At 31.3% G+C, this 18,433-nt stretch carries 13 protein-coding genes; 10 read left to right on the top strand and 3 right to left on the bottom strand.

The window, feature by feature from the left end; genetic code table 11:
- Positions 1-26: 26 nt before the first annotated feature.
- Positions 27-425: a glycerol-3-phosphate cytidylyltransferase gene (tagD, locus tag JNUCC74_RS16210; protein ID WP_077318448.1), complete on the bottom strand. Its 399-nt coding sequence runs from the start codon at positions 423-425 to the stop codon at positions 27-29.
- 612 nt (positions 426-1,037) lie between these two features.
- Here tagD and JNUCC74_RS16205 point away from each other — a divergent pair.
- The 6 genes from JNUCC74_RS16205 (at position 1,038) to JNUCC74_RS16180 (ending at position 12,834) form a co-directional block, all read left to right on the top strand.
- Positions 1,038-4,223, top strand: a complete 3,186-nt coding sequence (locus JNUCC74_RS16205) for a GW dipeptide domain-containing protein (RefSeq protein WP_454066115.1) — start codon at positions 1,038-1,040, stop codon at positions 4,221-4,223.
- A 480-nt stretch (positions 4,224-4,703) separates the two neighbouring features.
- Positions 4,704-6,203, top strand: coding sequence for a glycosyltransferase (locus JNUCC74_RS16200; protein ID WP_179104294.1), 1,500 nt, complete (start codon positions 4,704-4,706; stop codon positions 6,201-6,203).
- A gap of 1,004 nt (positions 6,204-7,207) precedes the next feature.
- Positions 7,208-9,340, top strand: a complete 2,133-nt coding sequence (locus JNUCC74_RS16195; protein WP_454066114.1) for a CDP-glycerol glycerophosphotransferase family protein — start codon at positions 7,208-7,210, stop codon at positions 9,338-9,340.
- A 133-nt stretch (positions 9,341-9,473) separates the two neighbouring features.
- The gene (locus JNUCC74_RS16190; RefSeq protein WP_077318444.1) at positions 9,474-10,298 is read left to right on the top strand and encodes an ABC transporter permease; all 825 of its coding nucleotides are present in this window, start codon (positions 9,474-9,476) and stop codon (positions 10,296-10,298) included.
- Between the two features lie 15 nt (positions 10,299-10,313).
- Positions 10,314-11,123 (top strand): teichoic acids export ABC transporter ATP-binding subunit TagH, encoded by an 810-nt coding sequence (gene tagH / locus JNUCC74_RS16185; RefSeq protein ID WP_077318919.1) that lies wholly within the window; start codon positions 10,314-10,316, stop codon positions 11,121-11,123.
- 655 nt (positions 11,124-11,778) lie between these two features.
- Positions 11,779-12,834 carry an MraY family glycosyltransferase gene (locus JNUCC74_RS16180; protein ID WP_454066113.1) on the top strand — a complete coding sequence of 352 codons (1,056 nt, stop codon included), beginning with the start codon at positions 11,779-11,781 and terminating at the stop codon, positions 12,832-12,834.
- 254 nt (positions 12,835-13,088) lie between these two features.
- Here the strand turns inward: JNUCC74_RS16180 and JNUCC74_RS16175 are convergent, their stop codons facing one another.
- Complete coding sequence (locus JNUCC74_RS16175; protein WP_143695741.1) at positions 13,089-14,072, bottom strand: LCP family protein; 984 nt, start codon at positions 14,070-14,072, stop codon at positions 13,089-13,091.
- A gap of 348 nt (positions 14,073-14,420) precedes the next feature.
- Positions 14,421-15,413: an LCP family protein gene (locus JNUCC74_RS16170; RefSeq protein ID WP_077318442.1), complete on the bottom strand. Its 993-nt coding sequence runs from the start codon at positions 15,411-15,413 to the stop codon at positions 14,421-14,423.
- A 323-nt stretch (positions 15,414-15,736) separates the two neighbouring features.
- Here JNUCC74_RS16170 and JNUCC74_RS16165 point away from each other — a divergent pair, with 323 nt between their 5' ends.
- The 4 genes from JNUCC74_RS16165 to JNUCC74_RS16150 all read left to right on the top strand — a co-directional run bounded on the left by JNUCC74_RS16165 (position 15,737) and on the right by JNUCC74_RS16150 (position 18,428).
- Entirely contained in the window at positions 15,737-15,871 is a 135-nt protein-coding gene (locus tag JNUCC74_RS16165; RefSeq protein ID WP_281250249.1) for a hypothetical protein, read from the top strand.
- Positions 15,872-16,568: 697 nt separating this feature from the next.
- Positions 16,569-16,964, top strand: a complete 396-nt coding sequence (locus JNUCC74_RS16160) for a hypothetical protein (RefSeq protein WP_077318441.1) — start codon at positions 16,569-16,571, stop codon at positions 16,962-16,964.
- A 117-nt stretch (positions 16,965-17,081) separates the two neighbouring features.
- Positions 17,082-18,008: a GntR family transcriptional regulator YhfZ gene (gene yhfZ, locus JNUCC74_RS16155; RefSeq protein ID WP_454066112.1), complete on the top strand. Its 927-nt coding sequence runs from the start codon at positions 17,082-17,084 to the stop codon at positions 18,006-18,008.
- Between the two features lie 54 nt (positions 18,009-18,062).
- Complete coding sequence (locus JNUCC74_RS16150; RefSeq protein WP_077318439.1) at positions 18,063-18,428, top strand: PRD domain-containing protein; 366 nt, start codon at positions 18,063-18,065, stop codon at positions 18,426-18,428.
- Positions 18,429-18,433: the final 5 nt, after the last annotated feature.

The following is an 18,433-nucleotide window of genomic DNA, read 5'->3' as shown; positions in this document are numbered from 1 at the left end:
ATAAGTATACGCTTATAATAATTTCTTTAGCCATTTTTCGCCATGTTCAAATCAGTTTTAATTTTAGTTGTTGAGATTCCGACTGTTCTTGGTAAATAAATGACTTCACAGTACTCCTTTAAAAAGTCAAATTTACCTGTCCAGTCATCCCCCATAACAAATACATCAATATCGTGTTTTTTAACATCTTCTATTTTTTGTTCCCACGTATACTCCGGGATAACCTCATCTACATAGCGAATGGCTTCTAAGATAGCCTTTCTTTGTTCAAAAGTGTAGTATGCTTTCTTTCCTTTTAGAGCATTAAACTCATCTGCTGAAATGGCAACCACCAAGTAGTCCCCATACTCCTTTGCGCGACGTAGTAAATTTATATGACCTATATGCAGTAAATCAAAAGTTCCGTAAGTAATTACTTTCTTCATTTTAAAACCTCCATATCATAAACATGATAAATATATTATACTATAATTAATTTACTTTGTATTTACAATTAGTTAACAATAGCTTAATAAGCAAGACCTTTAAAATTAAGCGAACCGTAGTTAAGTATTCGTTCGTTTTGACTGTTTAGTTTGAAAAATATGACAATATTTTTTTAAAATAAACTTTACAATTAACTCTATCAAAAATATTGAAACAAATCAAAGTAAAATGTGAATAAAATGTTAAATATCTATGAAATTTGTAGAATAAAATAAAACAATATTTCGTAGAATTTAATGTTTTTGATACTTTCTACATTTGTATGCTTTAAGAAAGCTAAAGCTTCTTAAATGGAACGAAAGTTGATAGTATGTAACTTCAGATGGACTGTGCAAAACAGATCTTTTCTATCGTAGGAAAAGAAGGATATAATCATATTTCAAAAAAGTGAATGGCGCCAAAGTTCAGTCAATAATTTCAAAATACTAAAAGTCTGAACTTATATATAAAAAAAATATGTTATTATATAATTGTTTAGTTTGCTCTTAATAAGTTATTAGACTAACCGATATAAGATGTAAACCCGAGCAAATAATATAGGGGGGAGTAGAATGAGGAAACTATCGGTTTTATTAATTGTTGCACTCATATTGTGGAGCTTTATTAGTCCACAACATTTTGCGGGCGCAACCAGTGAAGTAGAGGTTCAAGACTCTTCACAAGTACCAGATAAACAGGAGGTGAATATACAATCAGATGATAAGGCTAATGAGGATACCTTAATCGAAAGTGAAGATGCAAAAAAAGATGAAATTGATAGTGTAGAAGAAAGCGTAAGAGAAAGTAAAAGTCAAGCAGAAGAAATACATGAAGAAAATGAAGTAACTGTTAATAAAGAAGAGTTACAAAATGGAAAAACTATTGACAAGGAAGAACCGCAAAAAAATAATATTGAAACAGAGTCTGTTTCTAACAAATTGAATTTGTCGTTAGTAAATAAAAGTAAAACTAGTAGATTAGGGCATATTAGACATGAAAATGTAAAAATTTATCCAAATGCTGATAATGCTGAAGCCTTTAGAGCTGGTAGTACATATACCAATGCTGTATACTACATTAAGTTGCAGGCAAAAGTAAACAATGAAATCTATTACTTAATTAGTAAACAACCAAGTTCTATAAAAGGCGTTGTAGGTTGGGTAAAGGCATCCGACCTTTCCACTCACAATCATACCGGAGTAGATAGGAAAGCAAAGACGCTTTATTTTAAAGGAACCGGAAGTGCGTACGACACGGCATGGGGAGGCAGTAAAAATCTAGTATATAAAGATATGTCACCATATGCGGGTATGCAATTTAAAGTAGACTTAACCGAAAAAGTAGGAAACAATATCTGGTATCGCGGACAGCTTAATGGTAAGACCATCTGGCTACATTCTTCTTATCTAAAAGAAGTAGCTGAAGTAGATAAAAAAGCTACAAGTAAATTAGGACATATTCGAAGCAATAAAGTAAAAATATATAGCGACGATTTCTCTGGATCCAAGCAAGCAGGAACCACGTATACCAATGCGGTTTACTATATTAAAGCACAGACAACCTATCAGGGTGATACTTACTATTTAATTAGTAAACAGCCAAGTTCTACCAAAGGTGTAGTAGGCTGGGTAAAGGCATCCGACCTTTCCACTCACAATCATACCGGAGTAGATAGGAAAGCAAAGACGCTTTATTTTAAAGGAACCGGAAGTGCGTACGACACGGCATGGGGAGGCAGTAAAAATCTAGTATATAAAGATATGTCACCATATGCGGGTATGCAATTTAAAGTAGACTTAACCGAAAAAGTAGGAAACAATATCTGGTATCGCGGACAGCTTAATGGTAAGACCATCTGGCTACATTCTTCTTATCTAAAAGAAGTAGCTGAAGTAGATAAAAAAGCTACAAGTAAATTAGGACATATTCGAAGCAATAAAGTAAAAATATATAGCGACGATTTCTCTGGATCCAAGCAAGCAGGAACCACGTATACCAATGCGGTTTACTATATTAAAGCACAGACAACCTATCAGGGTGATACTTACTATTTAATTAGTAAACAGCCAAGTTCTACCAAAGGTGTAGTAGGCTGGGTAAAGGCATCCGACCTTTCCACTCACAATCATACCGGAGTAGATAGGAAAGCAAAGACGCTTTATTTTAAAGGAACCGGAAGTGCGTACGACACAGCATGGGGAGGCAGTAAAAATCTAGTATATAAAGATATGTCACCATATGCGGGTATGCAATTTAAAGTAGACCTAACCGAAAAAGTAGGAAACAATACCTGGTATCGCGGACAGCTTAATGGTAAGACAATTTGGTTACATTCTTCTTACCTCAGATCAGAAATTACCATAAGTAAATTAGGACATATTCGAAGCAGTAAGGTAAAAATATATAATGATAATTTTTCTTCTTCCAAGCAAGCAGGATCCACGTATACCAATGCGGTTTACTATATTAAAGCACAGACAACCTATCAGGGTAATACTTACTATTTAATTAGTAAACAGCCAAGTTCTACCAAAGGTGTAGTAGGCTGGGTAAAGGCATCCGACCTTTCCACTCACAATCATACCGGAGTAGATAGGAAAGCAAAGACGCTTTATTTTAAAGGAACCGGAAGTGCGTACGACACAGCATGGGGAGGTAGCAAAAATCTAGTATATAAAGATATGTCACCATATGCGGGTATGCAATTTAAAGTAGACTTAACCGAAAAAGTAGGAAACAATATCTGGTATCGCGGACAGCTTAATGGTAAGACAGTATGGTTGCATAAATCATTTATAGCTGCTGACAGTATATATTATTCGAGATATAATCTTACATTGGAAGAAGCAGTTAAAATGCAAATGGCATTATCAACTCCGCCGCAAACTGATAAACCATATGCTTATGTTTCAGCAAAGTATATAAATAATAAGAATGAAGTAACTGCTGATGTTTTAAATGTAAGAACAGGTCCTGCCACATCAAAAAAAGTTGTCGGTAAACTTACTCGTGGGACAAAGGTTAAGGTGTTAAGTAAAATAGGTGATTGGTATCAAATTGAATTTCAAGGTGCTGGTTGGGTAGACGCTAGTAAAAATGATGTGTTGTACTACCTTAACCCTAATAACTTTATAAATGACACGATACTTAGATTTCAGTTTTTAGATCTCTCAAAAACAAGTAATGCATCAGTTACTCTTTTAAATAATTATTTAAAAGGGAAAGGAATATTAGAAGGAAAAGGGCAAGCCTTTATAGATGCAAGTAGAACACATGGAATAAGCGATATTTATTTATTGTCACATGCTTTGTTAGAAACAGGAAACGGTCGTTCGGATTTAGCAAATGGGATTGAAGTAGGAAAGAATAAAAATGGTAATCTAGTGTTGGTTACATCAAAAAATAGGAAAGAACTAACTCAAATAAAAACAACATATAATATGTATGGATATGGGGCTGTAGATGGCGATGCTCTAAAGGGAGGCGCGTTTACAGCATATAGAGAGGGTTGGTTTACACCAGAGAAAGCGATTATTGGTGGTGCTAAATTTATAGGTAATAGCTACGTGAAATCTGGTCAAAATACTTTATATAAAATGCGTTGGAATCCTTCCGCAATGGTAGCAGGAAAACCTTCACATCAATATGCTACAGATGTCGGCTGGGCAGTGAAGCAAGTATATACGATGTACAATTTATATAAAGATTTAGGAATAATAAATGTTCGTTTAGATGTTCCTTCTTATTCTTCTAAATAGTTATCGCAGTGTTCTAATAAACTATTTGCAAAAAATTACTAAATGAACCCTGAAAAGAGCTCTGTAATTCTTTGAAAGGGTTCATTTTTTTATTACAAAATATAATAAGATTTTTTAATAAAACCTTAATAATTCTCCATTAAAAACAGCACTACAGTTGATAATTTTTAAAAATAAGAATCTCGATGCTTTAAACATTTTAAGTTAAGTGCAATAGTTAGAAATTAGTAGGAATATTTATTTCAAAATAAAATACATTCTGAAAACAGAACTATTTAATATGCTTTGAAAAAAAGTACTAAAAAAAGGAGAAGAATGGTTTATTAGAAAAAAGATATATAGTAAAATTAATTTTTAGGTATTTATGTTTTAATAGGGAAGCAGCAAGGTAATTTTATATTTCAGAAAACTAATCTTTAATTCTATTGTTTATAACTTCCTTAATTCAATAAAATCCAATTTATGAAGGAGTGAATGAAATTGAAAAAAATTACACCTGTAATAATCGTTAATTCATTGAATGTTCAACGGGGAGGAATTACAAAAGCTACAATAAAGCGTGCTAATTTTTTGGCAGAACATTACAATGAGGTTCTTATCATAACGTTTCTTTATCAACAATATCATAATCAAATAATACAGCAGCTATACAATCAAAAAATATTAAGCAAGAAAGTAAAAGTATACAACTTTTTTGAAAATATAAAACCGAATAAAAATATTAGAAAGAATAAAAAAGTTCAACAAATAGAAGAGAGGGGATTTGTAGTTCTTCCAGTAGAAAAACTACAAAAGGAACCCTCATATCGATACTATAAAGATGGTTTATATGTCAAATATAAAAGGTTTAACTCAAATGGGTCTTTAAAGTTTATTGACTATATGGACGAAAGCGGAAGGAGGAAACGGCGAGAAGAATTTAATGAACATGGTATTTTGGTTAGAACACGGCATATGGATATCTTAAATAACAAACCTAAATATGATCAATACTTTGATAATAAAGGAAAGTGTTTTTTAAGTGTGCATATAAATTCAGAGACAGGAAAAGAAGGAAGAGTGGCAACTTTCCTAAATAAAGCGAAAGAATATCCAGAGTTTTATCATTGTCAATTAGAATGGGTGAATCATATTTTAAGTGAAATTGAATATCCCGTAGTATCTAACGAACTAAGGAGGTTCTCTAAGTTACTTATTAATGTTAAACATAAGAATATCAAAAAAATAGAAGTATTTCATTCAAGTCATCTCTCTGAACCTTTCAATGATATTAACAAAATAAAACCAGGTAGTCACTATGTTTTTGAAAATGCAAAGTACTTTGATAAAATAGTATTTTTGACAAATGAACAGAAAAGTGATGTAGAAAATGTGTACGGAAAAAACAATAATTTTACAGTAATTCCACATTCGACTTATATAAATAAGGAAAAAGAGTATGCTGTCAAGCGTAATCAGAAGCTTGCAGTAACTTTAGCACGGTATCATGATGTAAAAAGATTAGACGAAGCAATCAAAGCATTTAAACATGTCGTTGCAAAGATCCCGGAAGCAAAGTATTATATCTACGGATATGGTGAAATGAAAGAAAAACTTCAATCATTAATTAAGGAGCTAGGCTTAGAGGATAATATTTATTTAAAACCATTTACCAGTACACCTCAAAAATCATACAAAGAGGCAAGCTGTTCAATTTTAACTTCTCGACAAGAAGGATTTGCGATGGTTATTACAGAAAGCATGGCTGCAGGTACACCAGTTATTGCATATGCTTTTAAATATGGGCCAAAAGATATAATTTCAGATGGCGTTAATGGCTATATAGTTGAAGAAAATAATAGAGAAGAACTATCACAAAAAATAATAAGAGTAATGGAGGATAAAAATCTTAGTAAATCTTTATCTGCAAGTGCATTGAAAGTAAAGGAAACCTTTAGTGAGGAAAGGTATAGAAGAAATTGGCTTGAAATATATCAGTAGGGAAGATTACAATTAAATTAATATCTTTTAATTAAAAGTCTGTATGTTTCTTAAAGTGAACTATTTAGTTATTTATTGATGGATTATTAAAGATTCTTAGATATTGGATGAATAGAAGTATAGAAATAAAAAGTATTTCCTGGTAAATTGAAGAATAGATGTTGTTAAACAGATAATCGTCTCATAATGTTATAGCTAAGTAATTAAATTAGTCTACAAATTTTTGTTATATTACTTTGATTGGTTTATAGCTTAAGAATTAATTTTTAAGAGAAGATAGTGAACGTTTTATTTTTTGCAGTAGATCGAGATAGACCTTCCGATTTTATTTATAGGGGGTACTTTCTGTACGTACCCTTTATTGGGCTGTTTGTCCAACTTTAATTTTTTATAACCATATTACATGTAACTTATAAGTTTATAGCTTGATACTAGTATACCCCTTCATGGACACATCTTAGTTTTAAGTATTACAATCAATCTTAGGAGAAGGATGTGTCCAAATAAACATAAAAAATGGAAGGATATAAAGATGTTTTGTAAAATGGTTATTAAATTATATCACTCTAGTTATTAGTTAGAGATCTAAGTTGCGAATATGTTCTTTCGAAGTATCGATTTATAATTGGATTAAGGATTTTACTCGAGTTTGATGGTATTGATAAAAATTTACTTTCCACTAAAAGAAGTAGCTGAAATTCAGAAAAAAATCTAAAGCTAAAAGAAACTCAATATATAAATCCATTGAATTTTTCCAATACAGCTTAGGCTGGTATAATTGTAAAAGCATTCATGGTAGCATTTGGCTAAAACGACTTAAAAAATGGAAAATCTACATACTTGACTTTTTCGCGCCTGAAATATTGACGTTGATCCAATATATACCGTTTCCGGCTTTTTACTTATAAGTTTAAAAAGAGAAAAAAAGATAAGAGTTTGCTAATTAAAAAAAACCACCATATAATATTGATAGATATGCAATAGAGAGGAGCCTTATTTGTAACATGGATTTAGAGAACATAAGGGATAACCAAATTTTGGATATTACCCTTAAAAATTATACTTATGACTTTTCGGTTTCTATAAAAGATAGCTTTCTTCATGAAATAGAAGAGTGTTTTTTTATATTAGAAGAACGTTATAATAGTAATCAGTTGTCTTTAAACTATACTAAAATTCAAGAGGTACAAGAATATCAAATTTTCCGATGTGAAATTCCTTTTAATGATTATAAACAAATCTTTTTAGAAAATACTATTTGGGATTTATACCTTGTTCGAAAAAAAAACAGCGGGGACGTTTATAAAAGTAGAATAAAAAGTAATTATGATAATATTCGCTTTTTAACAATTATATATGAAAAAGAAAAGAAAATGTTTTATCCTTACACTACTAGAAACGGGAATATATCCTTTAGACTAAATGATTATTTCTTATGTTCTAAATTTGAAACAGTTGATTTAGAGAATGATAACTTTTCCTTTTCCGGGTATTTTAATTTCCCCCCATACTATAAAACAAATAAAGTACAAGTGAATGAATTAAAATTAGTAGTGGCTAATAATTTTAATGAACATGAAATTGAATTGCCTGTAAGGAGATATGAAAGAGAGGATTTAGCAAAAAATTACTATTGTAATACGAATATTTTGGATATAGGAATAAAAGGAGAAGTTAACTTAAAGAAACTCATAAATGAAATTAACCAATTAGATAACAAAGTTTATTTTAAATTTTATCTAATTATGTATTATCAGTATGAAGATCAAATGGATGTATTAAGAAGTACTAGAATACGTTTACACCATTTATCGAAATTTCCCAAAAAGAAAATTATCGAGTTTAATAATCATAAGATAAAGTTTTTAGTAAAGCCTACTAAAAAGTCGAAATATCTTTCCGTTCAAGCATCGAAATATAATTTTAAGAATGAAGTGGTTAGATCCATGAGGAAAAAGTGGATAAAAATTAGAAGAAGTAAAGAGTTAAGAAGAGTTTATAAAGCTGTTTTTTCATTATTATCTAAACTGCCGAGAAAGAAAAACACAATTATGTTTGAAAGCTTCCATGGTAAACAATTTAGTGATAGCCCTAGAGCAATTTATGAATATATGATGAATAATAAGATGAATTTTGATATGTATTGGAGTATGGATAGAAGACATACACATGTTTTTAAAGATAAAAATGTTAAAGCGGTAAGACGATTTTCTGTAAAATGGCTTCTTCTTATGGCTCGAGCTGAATTTTGGGTTTCTAATAGTCGATTACCATTGTGGATACCTAAGCCAAAGCATACGAAATATTTGCAAACATGGCATGGTACTCCTTTAAAAAGATTGGCAGCCGATATGGATGAAGTTCATATGCCGGGAACAAATACCACAAAATACAAGGAAAATTTTATAAAAGAATCGAGCAAATGGGATTTCCTTATATCCCCAAATGCATATTCAACAGAAATATTTAAAAGAGCGTTTCAGTTTGAACGAAAGATAATAGAATCTGGTTATCCACGAAACGATTTTCTAATTAATTCGAATAACCAAGAAAGCATAAATAATATAAAAAAATCTAACAACCTACCATTAGATAAAAAGATTATCTTATATGCTCCTACTTGGAGGGATAATCAATTTTATGCAAAGGGGAAATATAAGTTTAATCTACGAATGGATTTAGATCTAATGAAAGAAAAGCTAGATGAAAAATATATACTTGTATTAAGACTTCATTATTTAGTAGCTGAAAATTTAGACCTTACAGGATATGAAGATTTTGTTTATGATTTTTCAACGTATGAGGATATTCGGGAATTATATTTAATAGCTGATTTGTTAATTACCGATTATTCATCTGTGTTCTTTGATTACGCTAACTTAAAAAGACCAATGCTTTTTTATGTCTACGATATAGAAGAGTATAGGGATAATCTTCGTGGTTTCTATTTTGATTTTGAGAAAAAAGCCCCTGGACCTTTAGTAAAAACAACTGAAGAAATAATTAGGGAAGTACTGGAAATAGAAAGGCAAGGATTTAAGCCTTCCACAAATACAGAAGAATTCTATCGGAAATTTTGTTACTTAGAAGATGGCAGTGCTAGTGAACGAGTAGTAAATGAAGTATTTCTGAAATAGATATAAAAATCAGGCCTTAAGAGCACGGGTCTGATTTTTATATCTATAAATTTAATTGTATTTTATTACTTTTGCTTGTATAATTTAATAGCGTTAGAGAAAGTATATTTTATACTTGAAAGGGTTTATATAGATGAAATCTGCATTAAAGGTTATAAAAGAACAAGTAGATCATTTTTATTTAGTAAGAAGACTTTCCATGTATGAACTAAGAAGTAATAATAAGAGTAACTATTTAGGAATACTATGGGAAGTATTAAATCCGTCAATACAGATAGCTATTTATTGGTTTGTTTTTGCTACCCTTAGGTCTAGAAAGCCGATTATTATGAATGGAGAAGAAATAGAATTTTTTAGTTGGTTATTGGCAGCTTTTTTCCTTTGGACATTTTTTTACCAAGGTATAATACAAGGTTCTAAATCCATTTATACTCGATTAAAAATGCTATCAAAGATGAACTTTCCAATGAGTATTATACCAGGTTATGTTATCTTTTCTCAATTTTACATTCATTTAATCATGCTAGCTATATCTATTGTTATTTTAAATTTGAGTGGATACCTTGTATCTATTTATTATTTACAGTTAATCTACTATATAATTGCAGCCTTATCCCTGATATTTTCACTTTCATTAATTACTTCAACACTATCAACAATTATTAGGGATGTGCATATGTTATTAAACTCAGCATTAAGAATGCTTTTATACTTATCTGGTCTGTTATGGCCGTTATCGTTATTGGCCAACCAATTCCCTGATATATTTAAGATTTTGCAGTTAAATCCACTTTATTATTTGATTGAAGGTTATCGAGCTGCACTGTTTGGCACTGAATGGCATTTTATTACTCATTGGGAGTATACTTTAATTTTTTGGGGAATTGTAATTGTACTATTCCTATTTGGATCTATGTTACATGTGAAATTCCGTAGGCATTTTATTGACTACTTATAAAGGCTTGTGATGAAAATGGAGAAAGCTATTATTGCAAAGAATCTATCAAAAAAATATAAATTATATAAAGATGCGAAGGAACGTTTACTAGATTTAATTATGCCTAAAAGCTACGGTAAAGATTTTTATGCGCTAGCTGATGTCAGCTTTGAGGCTGAAAAAGGAGACATTATTGGATTTGTAGGTATAAATGGATCAGGAAAGTCTACCTTATCAAATATCATTGCCGGTATTGTTCCGGAAACAACAGGTAGTGTAGAAATAAATGGACAGGCATCTCTTATTGCGGTAGCCGCAGGATTAAAAAATGACTTGACAGGAAGAGATAATATTGAATTAAAGTTACTTATGTTAGGTTTTAATAAAGGAGAAATAAGAAAATTAGAACCAGAAATTATTGAGTTCGCAGAATTAGAAGAGTTTATCGATCAACCTGTTAAGTCATATTCCAGTGGAATGAGGTCAAGACTTGGTTTTGCTATTTCCGTTAATGTTGATCCTGATATTTTGATTATAGACGAAGCCCTATCAGTAGGAGATAAGGCATTTGCTGAAAAAAGTTTAAACAAAATGATGGAATTTAAAGAAAAAGGAAAAACAATGATTTTTGTTAGTCATTCTATAGGACAAATGAGGCAGTTTTGTGAAAAAATATTGTGGTTGGAGTACGGTATGGTGAAAGATTTTGGTTCCGTGGAAGATGTTTTACCAAAATATGAGAAGTTTTTAAAAGATTATAGAAAGATGTCCAAGCAGGAGAAAAAAGCCTATCGAGATGAGGCGTATAAAAAACAGCAGGAAGCCCTTAAATCTCTTCAATTATAATTTTTTGTCTTGGAGTATAACTTATGGAATAAACATCAAATCCTTATAGAGTAATATAAAAACTGAAGTATTCGTGTTTATACTTCATTTAAATTACCCAAAATCAAGCAATTGAATTCTCGAAATTCATTGCTTGATTTTCTTTATATGTTAAGGTATTTATGGTTTATAGTATAAGAAAAAAGATAGCTTTTTAATAGTATATGTGAAACAAGCTTTATATCACGCTCATCATATATCGTTTAATTACTTATTCAACTGGAAACAAAAATAACAAGTCTATCTTGGCATTACGTGTTGGTTGATGAATACATCATTTATATTTGTTTTCATCGCTTTGAATACATAAATAAATAAAAAAATAAAACAAATGATATCAGTACATTAAATGTAAAATATTGATCAAATGGATAGGTGTCTTTATTGAGTACTTATTTTTCACAAAAATTATCTTGAAAAGACAATGATGCTGGCGATTATTTTATATAATTACTGGAAATTTTTAGATGAAACTATTCGTACATTTTTATTAAATATAAGGGTACATTACTACTATTGAGGATAAGTTTTTTATCCGAAATTTTGATGATAATATTTGCCATGTTTATCGGATCTAAAATTGATATTTTATATGATAGGGGATGAGGTAGGCTCTATGCTAAAAATAGCTTTGCTCGCCGGAGTAACCCTGTTATTTTCGCTTATTATAACCCCTTTTATTATAGCAATTTCAAAATTCTTGGATGTTAAAGATAGGCCGAATAACAGAAAAGTTCATAAAGACCCTGTTCCTACTTTAGGTGGGTTGAGTATATTTATAAGTTTTTTATTGGGAATAACCATCTTACAACCCCAAAGTGATTATCATCTAGCCATTATGTTAGGGGCAACATTAGTTATTATTTTAGGGTTCCTTGATGATATTTTTGATTTACCGCCAAAATTCAAGTTTGTTGCTCAAATTTTTATAGCTTCATTTGTCGTTTTTGGGGGAGGATTACAGGTGGAATTTGTTAACCTTCCTTTTGGGGGACAGATTGAATTTGGGCTACTGAGTTCAGTAATAACCATATTTTGGATTGTAGGCGTTACCAATGCAATGAATTTAATTGATGGACTAGACGGGCTTGCTGCAGGAGTATCTGCAATAGCTTTGTTTACAATTGCCGGAATAGCGGTAAGTATGGGAAATGTATACGTAGTTACTCTCGCGTTCGTGCTATTTTTTAGTACACTTGGGTTTTTGCGATATAATTTTTTCCCCGCAAAAATATTTATGGGAGATACGGGATCTTTATTTTTGGGTTACATGATTTCGGTGTTGGCATTATTAGGTTTTAAAAGTGTAACGATTGTCTCTTTTCTTATTCCAGTATTTATCCTGGCTGTACCTATATCGGATACATTAATTGCAATGGTAAGAAGGTATGTGAATAGTCAACCATTATCAAGCCCAGACAGTTCTCATTTGCATCATCGATTATTGCAGATGGGTTTTTCGCATAAGCAGACAGTATTATTAATTTATGCACTAAGCACTATGTTCAGCGCTGCCGGTATTTTATTTTCAATGGCAACATTGTGGGGGGGAATAGTTATTTTTGTTATTTCAATGGTGTCCCTGCAATTGCTAATTGAAAATCTCGAGTTGATTAGTAGCAATTATAAGCCATTGACCAATTTTTTAAAAGCATTAAAACATAAATTGTAAAGTCCAGCTCAAGTAGTTAGAAGCTTTAAAGGTAAGAACAATGTTAGAACATAAATAACTTTTCTGTAAATAAAAATAGGTTCGTTAATCTTTGACTTATAAAACCAAAGATTAACGAACCTTAAACTTTTATCTTTTTAGAAAGTAAAAATAAAATGGGAATGTACGATTTTCTTATATCTTTATCTTATTAATTTTTGTTTTCTCATATCGACACACAGTAACCGTGAATTTTGTACACATATGTGTGGCTTTTATTGAATATCAAGATGACGTTTAAGCATATTTTGAGTTTCACTTAAGGCAGTATCATCAAGCTGCCAGTAATAAGATCCGTTTTGCTGATAATCTGCTCCTTCAAGTGTATAGGTTTCAAAGTCAAGACGTTTTCCTTCTGTACCATAAGCAATGAAACTTTTCATTTCACTAAAAGTCATATTCGTTGTCATATTGCTACCGATAGCTTCTAGAATATCATCATATTTCAATACTGAATTAACCGAAACGGCTTTTTTTACTATAGCTTTAATAATTTCCTGTTGCCTTTTTCCGCGCTCAATATCATTATCGAGCTTACGAGTTCGAGCTAGGGCTAGAGCTTCTTCACCGTTTAATTCTTGTTTGCCCGGTAGAAGGTGAACAGCATTAGCTTGATCTTTTGAATTTTGTTCTCTTAGTTCATATGGAACGTCAACGGTTATACCATTTACTGCATCGACTACCTCAATAAAAGCTTCAAAATTTACTTTTACATAATAGTCAATAGGTATATCTAATAACCTTTCTACTGTTTCTCTAGTGGCCTGAGTTCCTCCATAGGCATGAGCATGATTTATTTTACTCTCATATCCAACCTCTGGAATATAGACATACGAATCACGTGGGATACTGACTAATTTTATACTTTTGTCTTTTTTGTTTAAAGTAGCTACCATTAAAGTATCTGTTCTAGCGTTATCTTCATTTTTTCGCAGATCGCTAGAGTCAACTCCCATAATGAGCACAGAAACATTATCTACTGATGGATCTACTGTTGATTCTCTAAGAGCAGACTTATCCATCCCATCATCTTCATAAGAATTTGACAAGACACTATCTGCTTTAATATATAAATATGAAGCGTAAATTACTACCGAAAAAAATCCAAGGATTAGTGGAATTAATATAAAATACGCCCTTTTCCTTAACTTTCTTTTTTTTCTTTTTACTATCCTGGTTTGTGTAGGCATTTTTGACATCGGACTCCATCCTTAAAAAATTAGATATCGAATTGTAGATTTTTGTCGAATTATAGACATGGTAAGGTTTCAATATAATTAATCTTACTATGAATAACCATATTAGTAAATAACATATCTGCAGATTTAAGAAATGTCTAGGAAAACGAAGGAATAGAAAACCGTAATTTTATAGGTTTAACCGCTTGTCTAGGGTTGACTTTTATATTTAGACAATATCATACATTTTATGGTGAAATTTAGATAATTTTTTTCTTATACTATAAAACTTTAGGTTTTATAGTATAAGAAAAACGATAGCTTTCGCCATAAAGACTTGGCGGAAAGCCAGGTTTTTCTAATATGAAATTACAAATTTTCACTAGTTTCTTGCGTATATTCTTGCCCATTAGGAGTGGTTGTTTGAAAATTAAGGTGATCTCTTAATTGATTCTCCGCTGCACTCCTACTTTGTTCGTCTACCTGATAATACCATAATCCGTCATTTAATTTGGTTCCTGTTCCTTCTAAATTTATCGTGTTTATTGCCAAACTGTTATTTAAACCATAACTAATGAAGCTTTTCATTTCATTGAAGGATAAATTGGTGCTCATGTTATCACCAACAGCTTTAATTAGTTCATCTACTTTTAATATCGAAGAAGCTGTGGCAGCTTCTTTGCTATCGTACTTTCTTGTTCTAGCTAATGCTAATGCTTCTTCGCCATTTAATGTCTGATATCCGGGATTTAATTGGACGGCATTTGGATTATCGTTAGAATCCAATTCATTTATCGCAAACGGTACATCATATTGAATTCCGCCAATTGTATCAATAATTTCAATAAAAGCTTCAAAATTCAGACGTACATAATAATCAACAGGTACATTTAAAAAGTTTTCAACTGTTTCTATTGTTTTTTTTGGTCCGCCATAAAAGTAGGCATGGTTAATCTTTGTAAAACCATAGTCGGGTACATTTACATACGAATCTCTAGGGATACTTAAAATATTTACATCTTTCTGTTGTTTGTTAAAGGTGGCAAGCATTAGTGCATCAGATCGACTTTTCCCTTTAAAATCACGTTTTACGGTGTCGTCTACGCCGATGATAAGGACAGAAACATTATCCTCAATAGGAGTGACTGCTTCGTCTCTTAATTTAGATTTTTCACCATTTCTTCCTATTCCTTCATAAGAATCATCAGCTGCTTCTTGAGCAGTGTTATATACATAAATTCCATAGGAAGCAGCCCCAATTAAAAGAAGGGATAATGGAATGATTAAAAAAAGCAAGCGTTTTTTACGCTTTTTTTTCTTATGATTCCTCACTCTATATATATTTTCACGGTTTTTCGACATAAATACACCTCATTAAAAACCTAACTATTCACTATTTTACTACTATATTTGTCGAACGTAAATTACAATTAGGTTACATTGTTGTAAGGCTAGATATATAATTATACTTATTATGAAGTTTGCATAAGACAATTATGCAATAATATCCAGAATATGTATGAATCTGCTAGGAAGTATTGTTATTATACATAATATAGAGCAGATTTACATTTATGCGAAATAGTAAAACGTAACTTGAAGATTTTTTGAAAACGTTACAATATGTACATATACTATATTTTGTATTTTGGATTAAGAATCAAATAGGATTGGAAGGTTATGTAGTGACAATTAAGAAAAGAATGATTTTAGCTGAGAGAGAAATAGGCAGATCCGTTGTTACGTTAAACCCATCTTTAAAATTACGCGTAAAGGATAAACATCCATTATTGTTTTACGGAATTAAAGACACAAATTAAATACCAAAGCAAGTGTTGGTTAGATTAACTCTGAAAATCACAAATGGTGTTCTTAACAATAGATAAAGCAGCCCATCTTGGAAGAGCTATTGATCCTGATTTGAATAACCCTATAACCTACAGAGAAATGACAGGATCTACTAGTGGTAGTCCGATAAATATTTTAAGAGGATTAAACGACTTTGCCATAGGAACAGATGGCGGTGGTTCTTGCACCTATGAGCTGTCAATTGCCTTCTGTAATAGGAGCTGGGCTTGCATGTAAGGTGCCGTTATCTCCCACTTAGACCCTGTTGTATCAACTCAGGTCTTGAAGTGGGATTCTTACGGCACCTAAATGCTCGATTCGTTTAAGGGCCTTTAGGTCATACCCTTGCGGTACTAACATTCAGTAGGAGATGAAAAAAAACTCCAACTGAATGAAGTTTCACTTTATTTACGAAGAACAAAAGCATTTCAACAGATGGAATTGAATTTAATGCGAGTGTGGGCGTTATTGCAAAGAACATATCTATGCTGAATAACATAATGGGGGGTTATAACAGCCAAAAAGCTTACTGGAAATATGGTCGAAAAGTTAAGCATAGTAATCCCAAAGAAAAGTACAGTAAATTGCCCAGTAAGTGGATATGAATGACAAAGTAATGCATTGCTGTCAAAAATTGATCAAAGACTGTTCGATTGTAGAGAAGTAGATATGACCGGAATAGAAGATCGAAAAATTGGAATGAAGTTAATTCAGGGCATTCTAGAAAAAAATAAGCAGGAATTAATTATAACCTGTGAAGGGCCTATAGATGTTTTTGGATACGGAGAAACAATAGCTCGGAATTTTGGAAAAGTAGGCGAAAAAATTACTGAGAATAGTGGAAAATATTTAGTGCGCTCTGCAAATATTTATCAAACAACTGCTATTACGGTTCCAACAAATAACTTGGCAACTGGTTTATTAATCATTGCTAAAAAAGGTTTTGAAAATGCTAAAAAGCATTGTTTTTGCCAAAAAATTAGAAGAAGCATTTCACTTCCCGCTGTTTGGAAAAGGTATTTTTTTACATCAGGAAAAGAAGTTGACAGATTTACATTTTACTAACCGATGGTTTTGAAGAAATAAATAATTAAAATTATCATATAAACGGTTGCAAAGATAAATGAAAACGTTATAATATAATTATACAAAATATAGTATATTGATTTAAGGATGATAATAATGTGGGAAAAGTTTTACTCTAAAAATGGGCTAACTGCTAAAAATATTGCCAAGGAGTTAATACAATTAGAAACAGGAAATAAAATACCGCGAGTTTCTGATTATAGTAAAAAATTATCAATAGGTAGAGGAACTGTACAGAGTGCACTTAGTTTATTAGAAGAATTAAGAGCAATTAAGTTAGAAGCTCGAGGTCATCTTGGTACATTCTTAACAAATAAAGATAATGATTTATTACTAGAGATTGCAGGAATTGCACCTTTAGCTGGGTCAATGCCACTGCCATACTCTAGAAAATATGAAGGTTTAGCTACAGGCTTAGTAGAAGTGTTTGAATCAGCAGGAAAGAAAGTAAACTTAATGTACATGAGAGGCGGTTTAAATCGAATAGAGACTGTGCGAACTAAAAGAAGTGATTTTGCGATTGTTTCAAAATTGACAGCAAAAAGCGTACTATCTAAATATTCTAATCTAAAAGTCTTCAAGGAATTTGGTGCTAATAGTTACGTTTCTACTCATAAAATTTTTTTGGCTGATCCAAACCAAAGTAAGGTTCAGGATGGAATGAAAATTGGCGTTGATATGGAATCTCCAGACCAAATGAAGTTGACATTTGCAGAATTTGAACATAGAAATGTGGAATATGTTAATACCAATTATATGCAATTATTTGATATGTTAATGTCTCTCCAAATTGATGCTACCATTTGGAATGCAGACGAAAGTAAAATGAGTCAAACGTTTAGATCAACAAGCTTTCAATCACCAAAAGCGATAGAGATATCAAAAGATACTTCAGAAGCAGTGATTGTAATTGATGGTGATAGAGAAAAGGAAATTATCGAAAAATGGCCTTTGGTTGAAACTAGCCAAATATTAAACATACAAAAAGAGGTTGAAAAAGGTATAAAAATACCAAGCTATTAAAAGTTTAATTTTTAAATTCAAAATACTAAATACTGTACATTGGAGGTTGGTGTGGTGGAAAGGTTAGAAATCCAGGAGAAATTAAATATTTTGCTAACTAATCAAGTCATTATACAAAATGCATCTGATATAACTTTAAGCACATACGACTTTTTAACAAAGAAATTTAATGTAAAGATCATACAAGATTCTGAGATGTTCTGGACGCATTTGTGTATGGCTTTAACAAGAATGGAAAGGGGGGAACAAATTGAAGGACCTCCAGCAGCAATACTTAAGGAAATAGATACAATGCCACATAAAGAAGCCATCGATGAGATTATCACCTATGTTAACTCACAAATAAATAAAAAGTTACCAAACGAAGAAAGAAACTATTTTTACCTTCACCTTCATCGAGTAATAGAATCAAATAAATAATTAGG

The organism is Cerasibacillus sp. JNUCC 74, assembly GCF_053667775.1.
This window is presented reverse-complemented; position numbering and strand designations above follow the sequence as displayed.

What these genes read in the sequence shown, in the direction of transcription:
- yhfZ (WP_454066112.1), top strand. Translation starts at nt 17,082, where the DNA reads ATGTGGGAAAAGTTTTACTCTAAAAATGGGCTAACTGCTAAAAATATT.
- tagH (WP_077318919.1), top strand. Translation starts at nt 10,314, where the DNA reads ATGGAGAAAGCTATTATTGCAAAGAATCTATCAAAAAAATATAAATTA.
- tagD (WP_077318448.1), bottom strand. Translation starts at nt 425, where the DNA reads ATGAAGAAAGTAATTACTTACGGAACTTTTGATTTACTGCATATAGGT.
- JNUCC74_RS16190 (WP_077318444.1), top strand. Translation starts at nt 9,474, where the DNA reads ATGAAATCTGCATTAAAGGTTATAAAAGAACAAGTAGATCATTTTTAT.
- JNUCC74_RS16170 (WP_077318442.1), bottom strand. Translation starts at nt 15,413, where the DNA reads ATGTCGAAAAACCGTGAAAATATATATAGAGTGAGGAATCATAAGAAA.
- JNUCC74_RS16205 (WP_454066115.1), top strand. Translation starts at nt 1,038, where the DNA reads ATGAGGAAACTATCGGTTTTATTAATTGTTGCACTCATATTGTGGAGC.
- JNUCC74_RS16180 (WP_454066113.1), top strand. Translation starts at nt 11,779, where the DNA reads ATGCTAAAAATAGCTTTGCTCGCCGGAGTAACCCTGTTATTTTCGCTT.
- JNUCC74_RS16195 (WP_454066114.1), top strand. Translation starts at nt 7,208, where the DNA reads ATGGATTTAGAGAACATAAGGGATAACCAAATTTTGGATATTACCCTT.
- JNUCC74_RS16175 (WP_143695741.1), bottom strand. Translation starts at nt 14,072, where the DNA reads ATGTCAAAAATGCCTACACAAACCAGGATAGTAAAAAGAAAAAAAAGA.
- JNUCC74_RS16160 (WP_077318441.1), top strand. Translation starts at nt 16,569, where the DNA reads ATGACCGGAATAGAAGATCGAAAAATTGGAATGAAGTTAATTCAGGGC.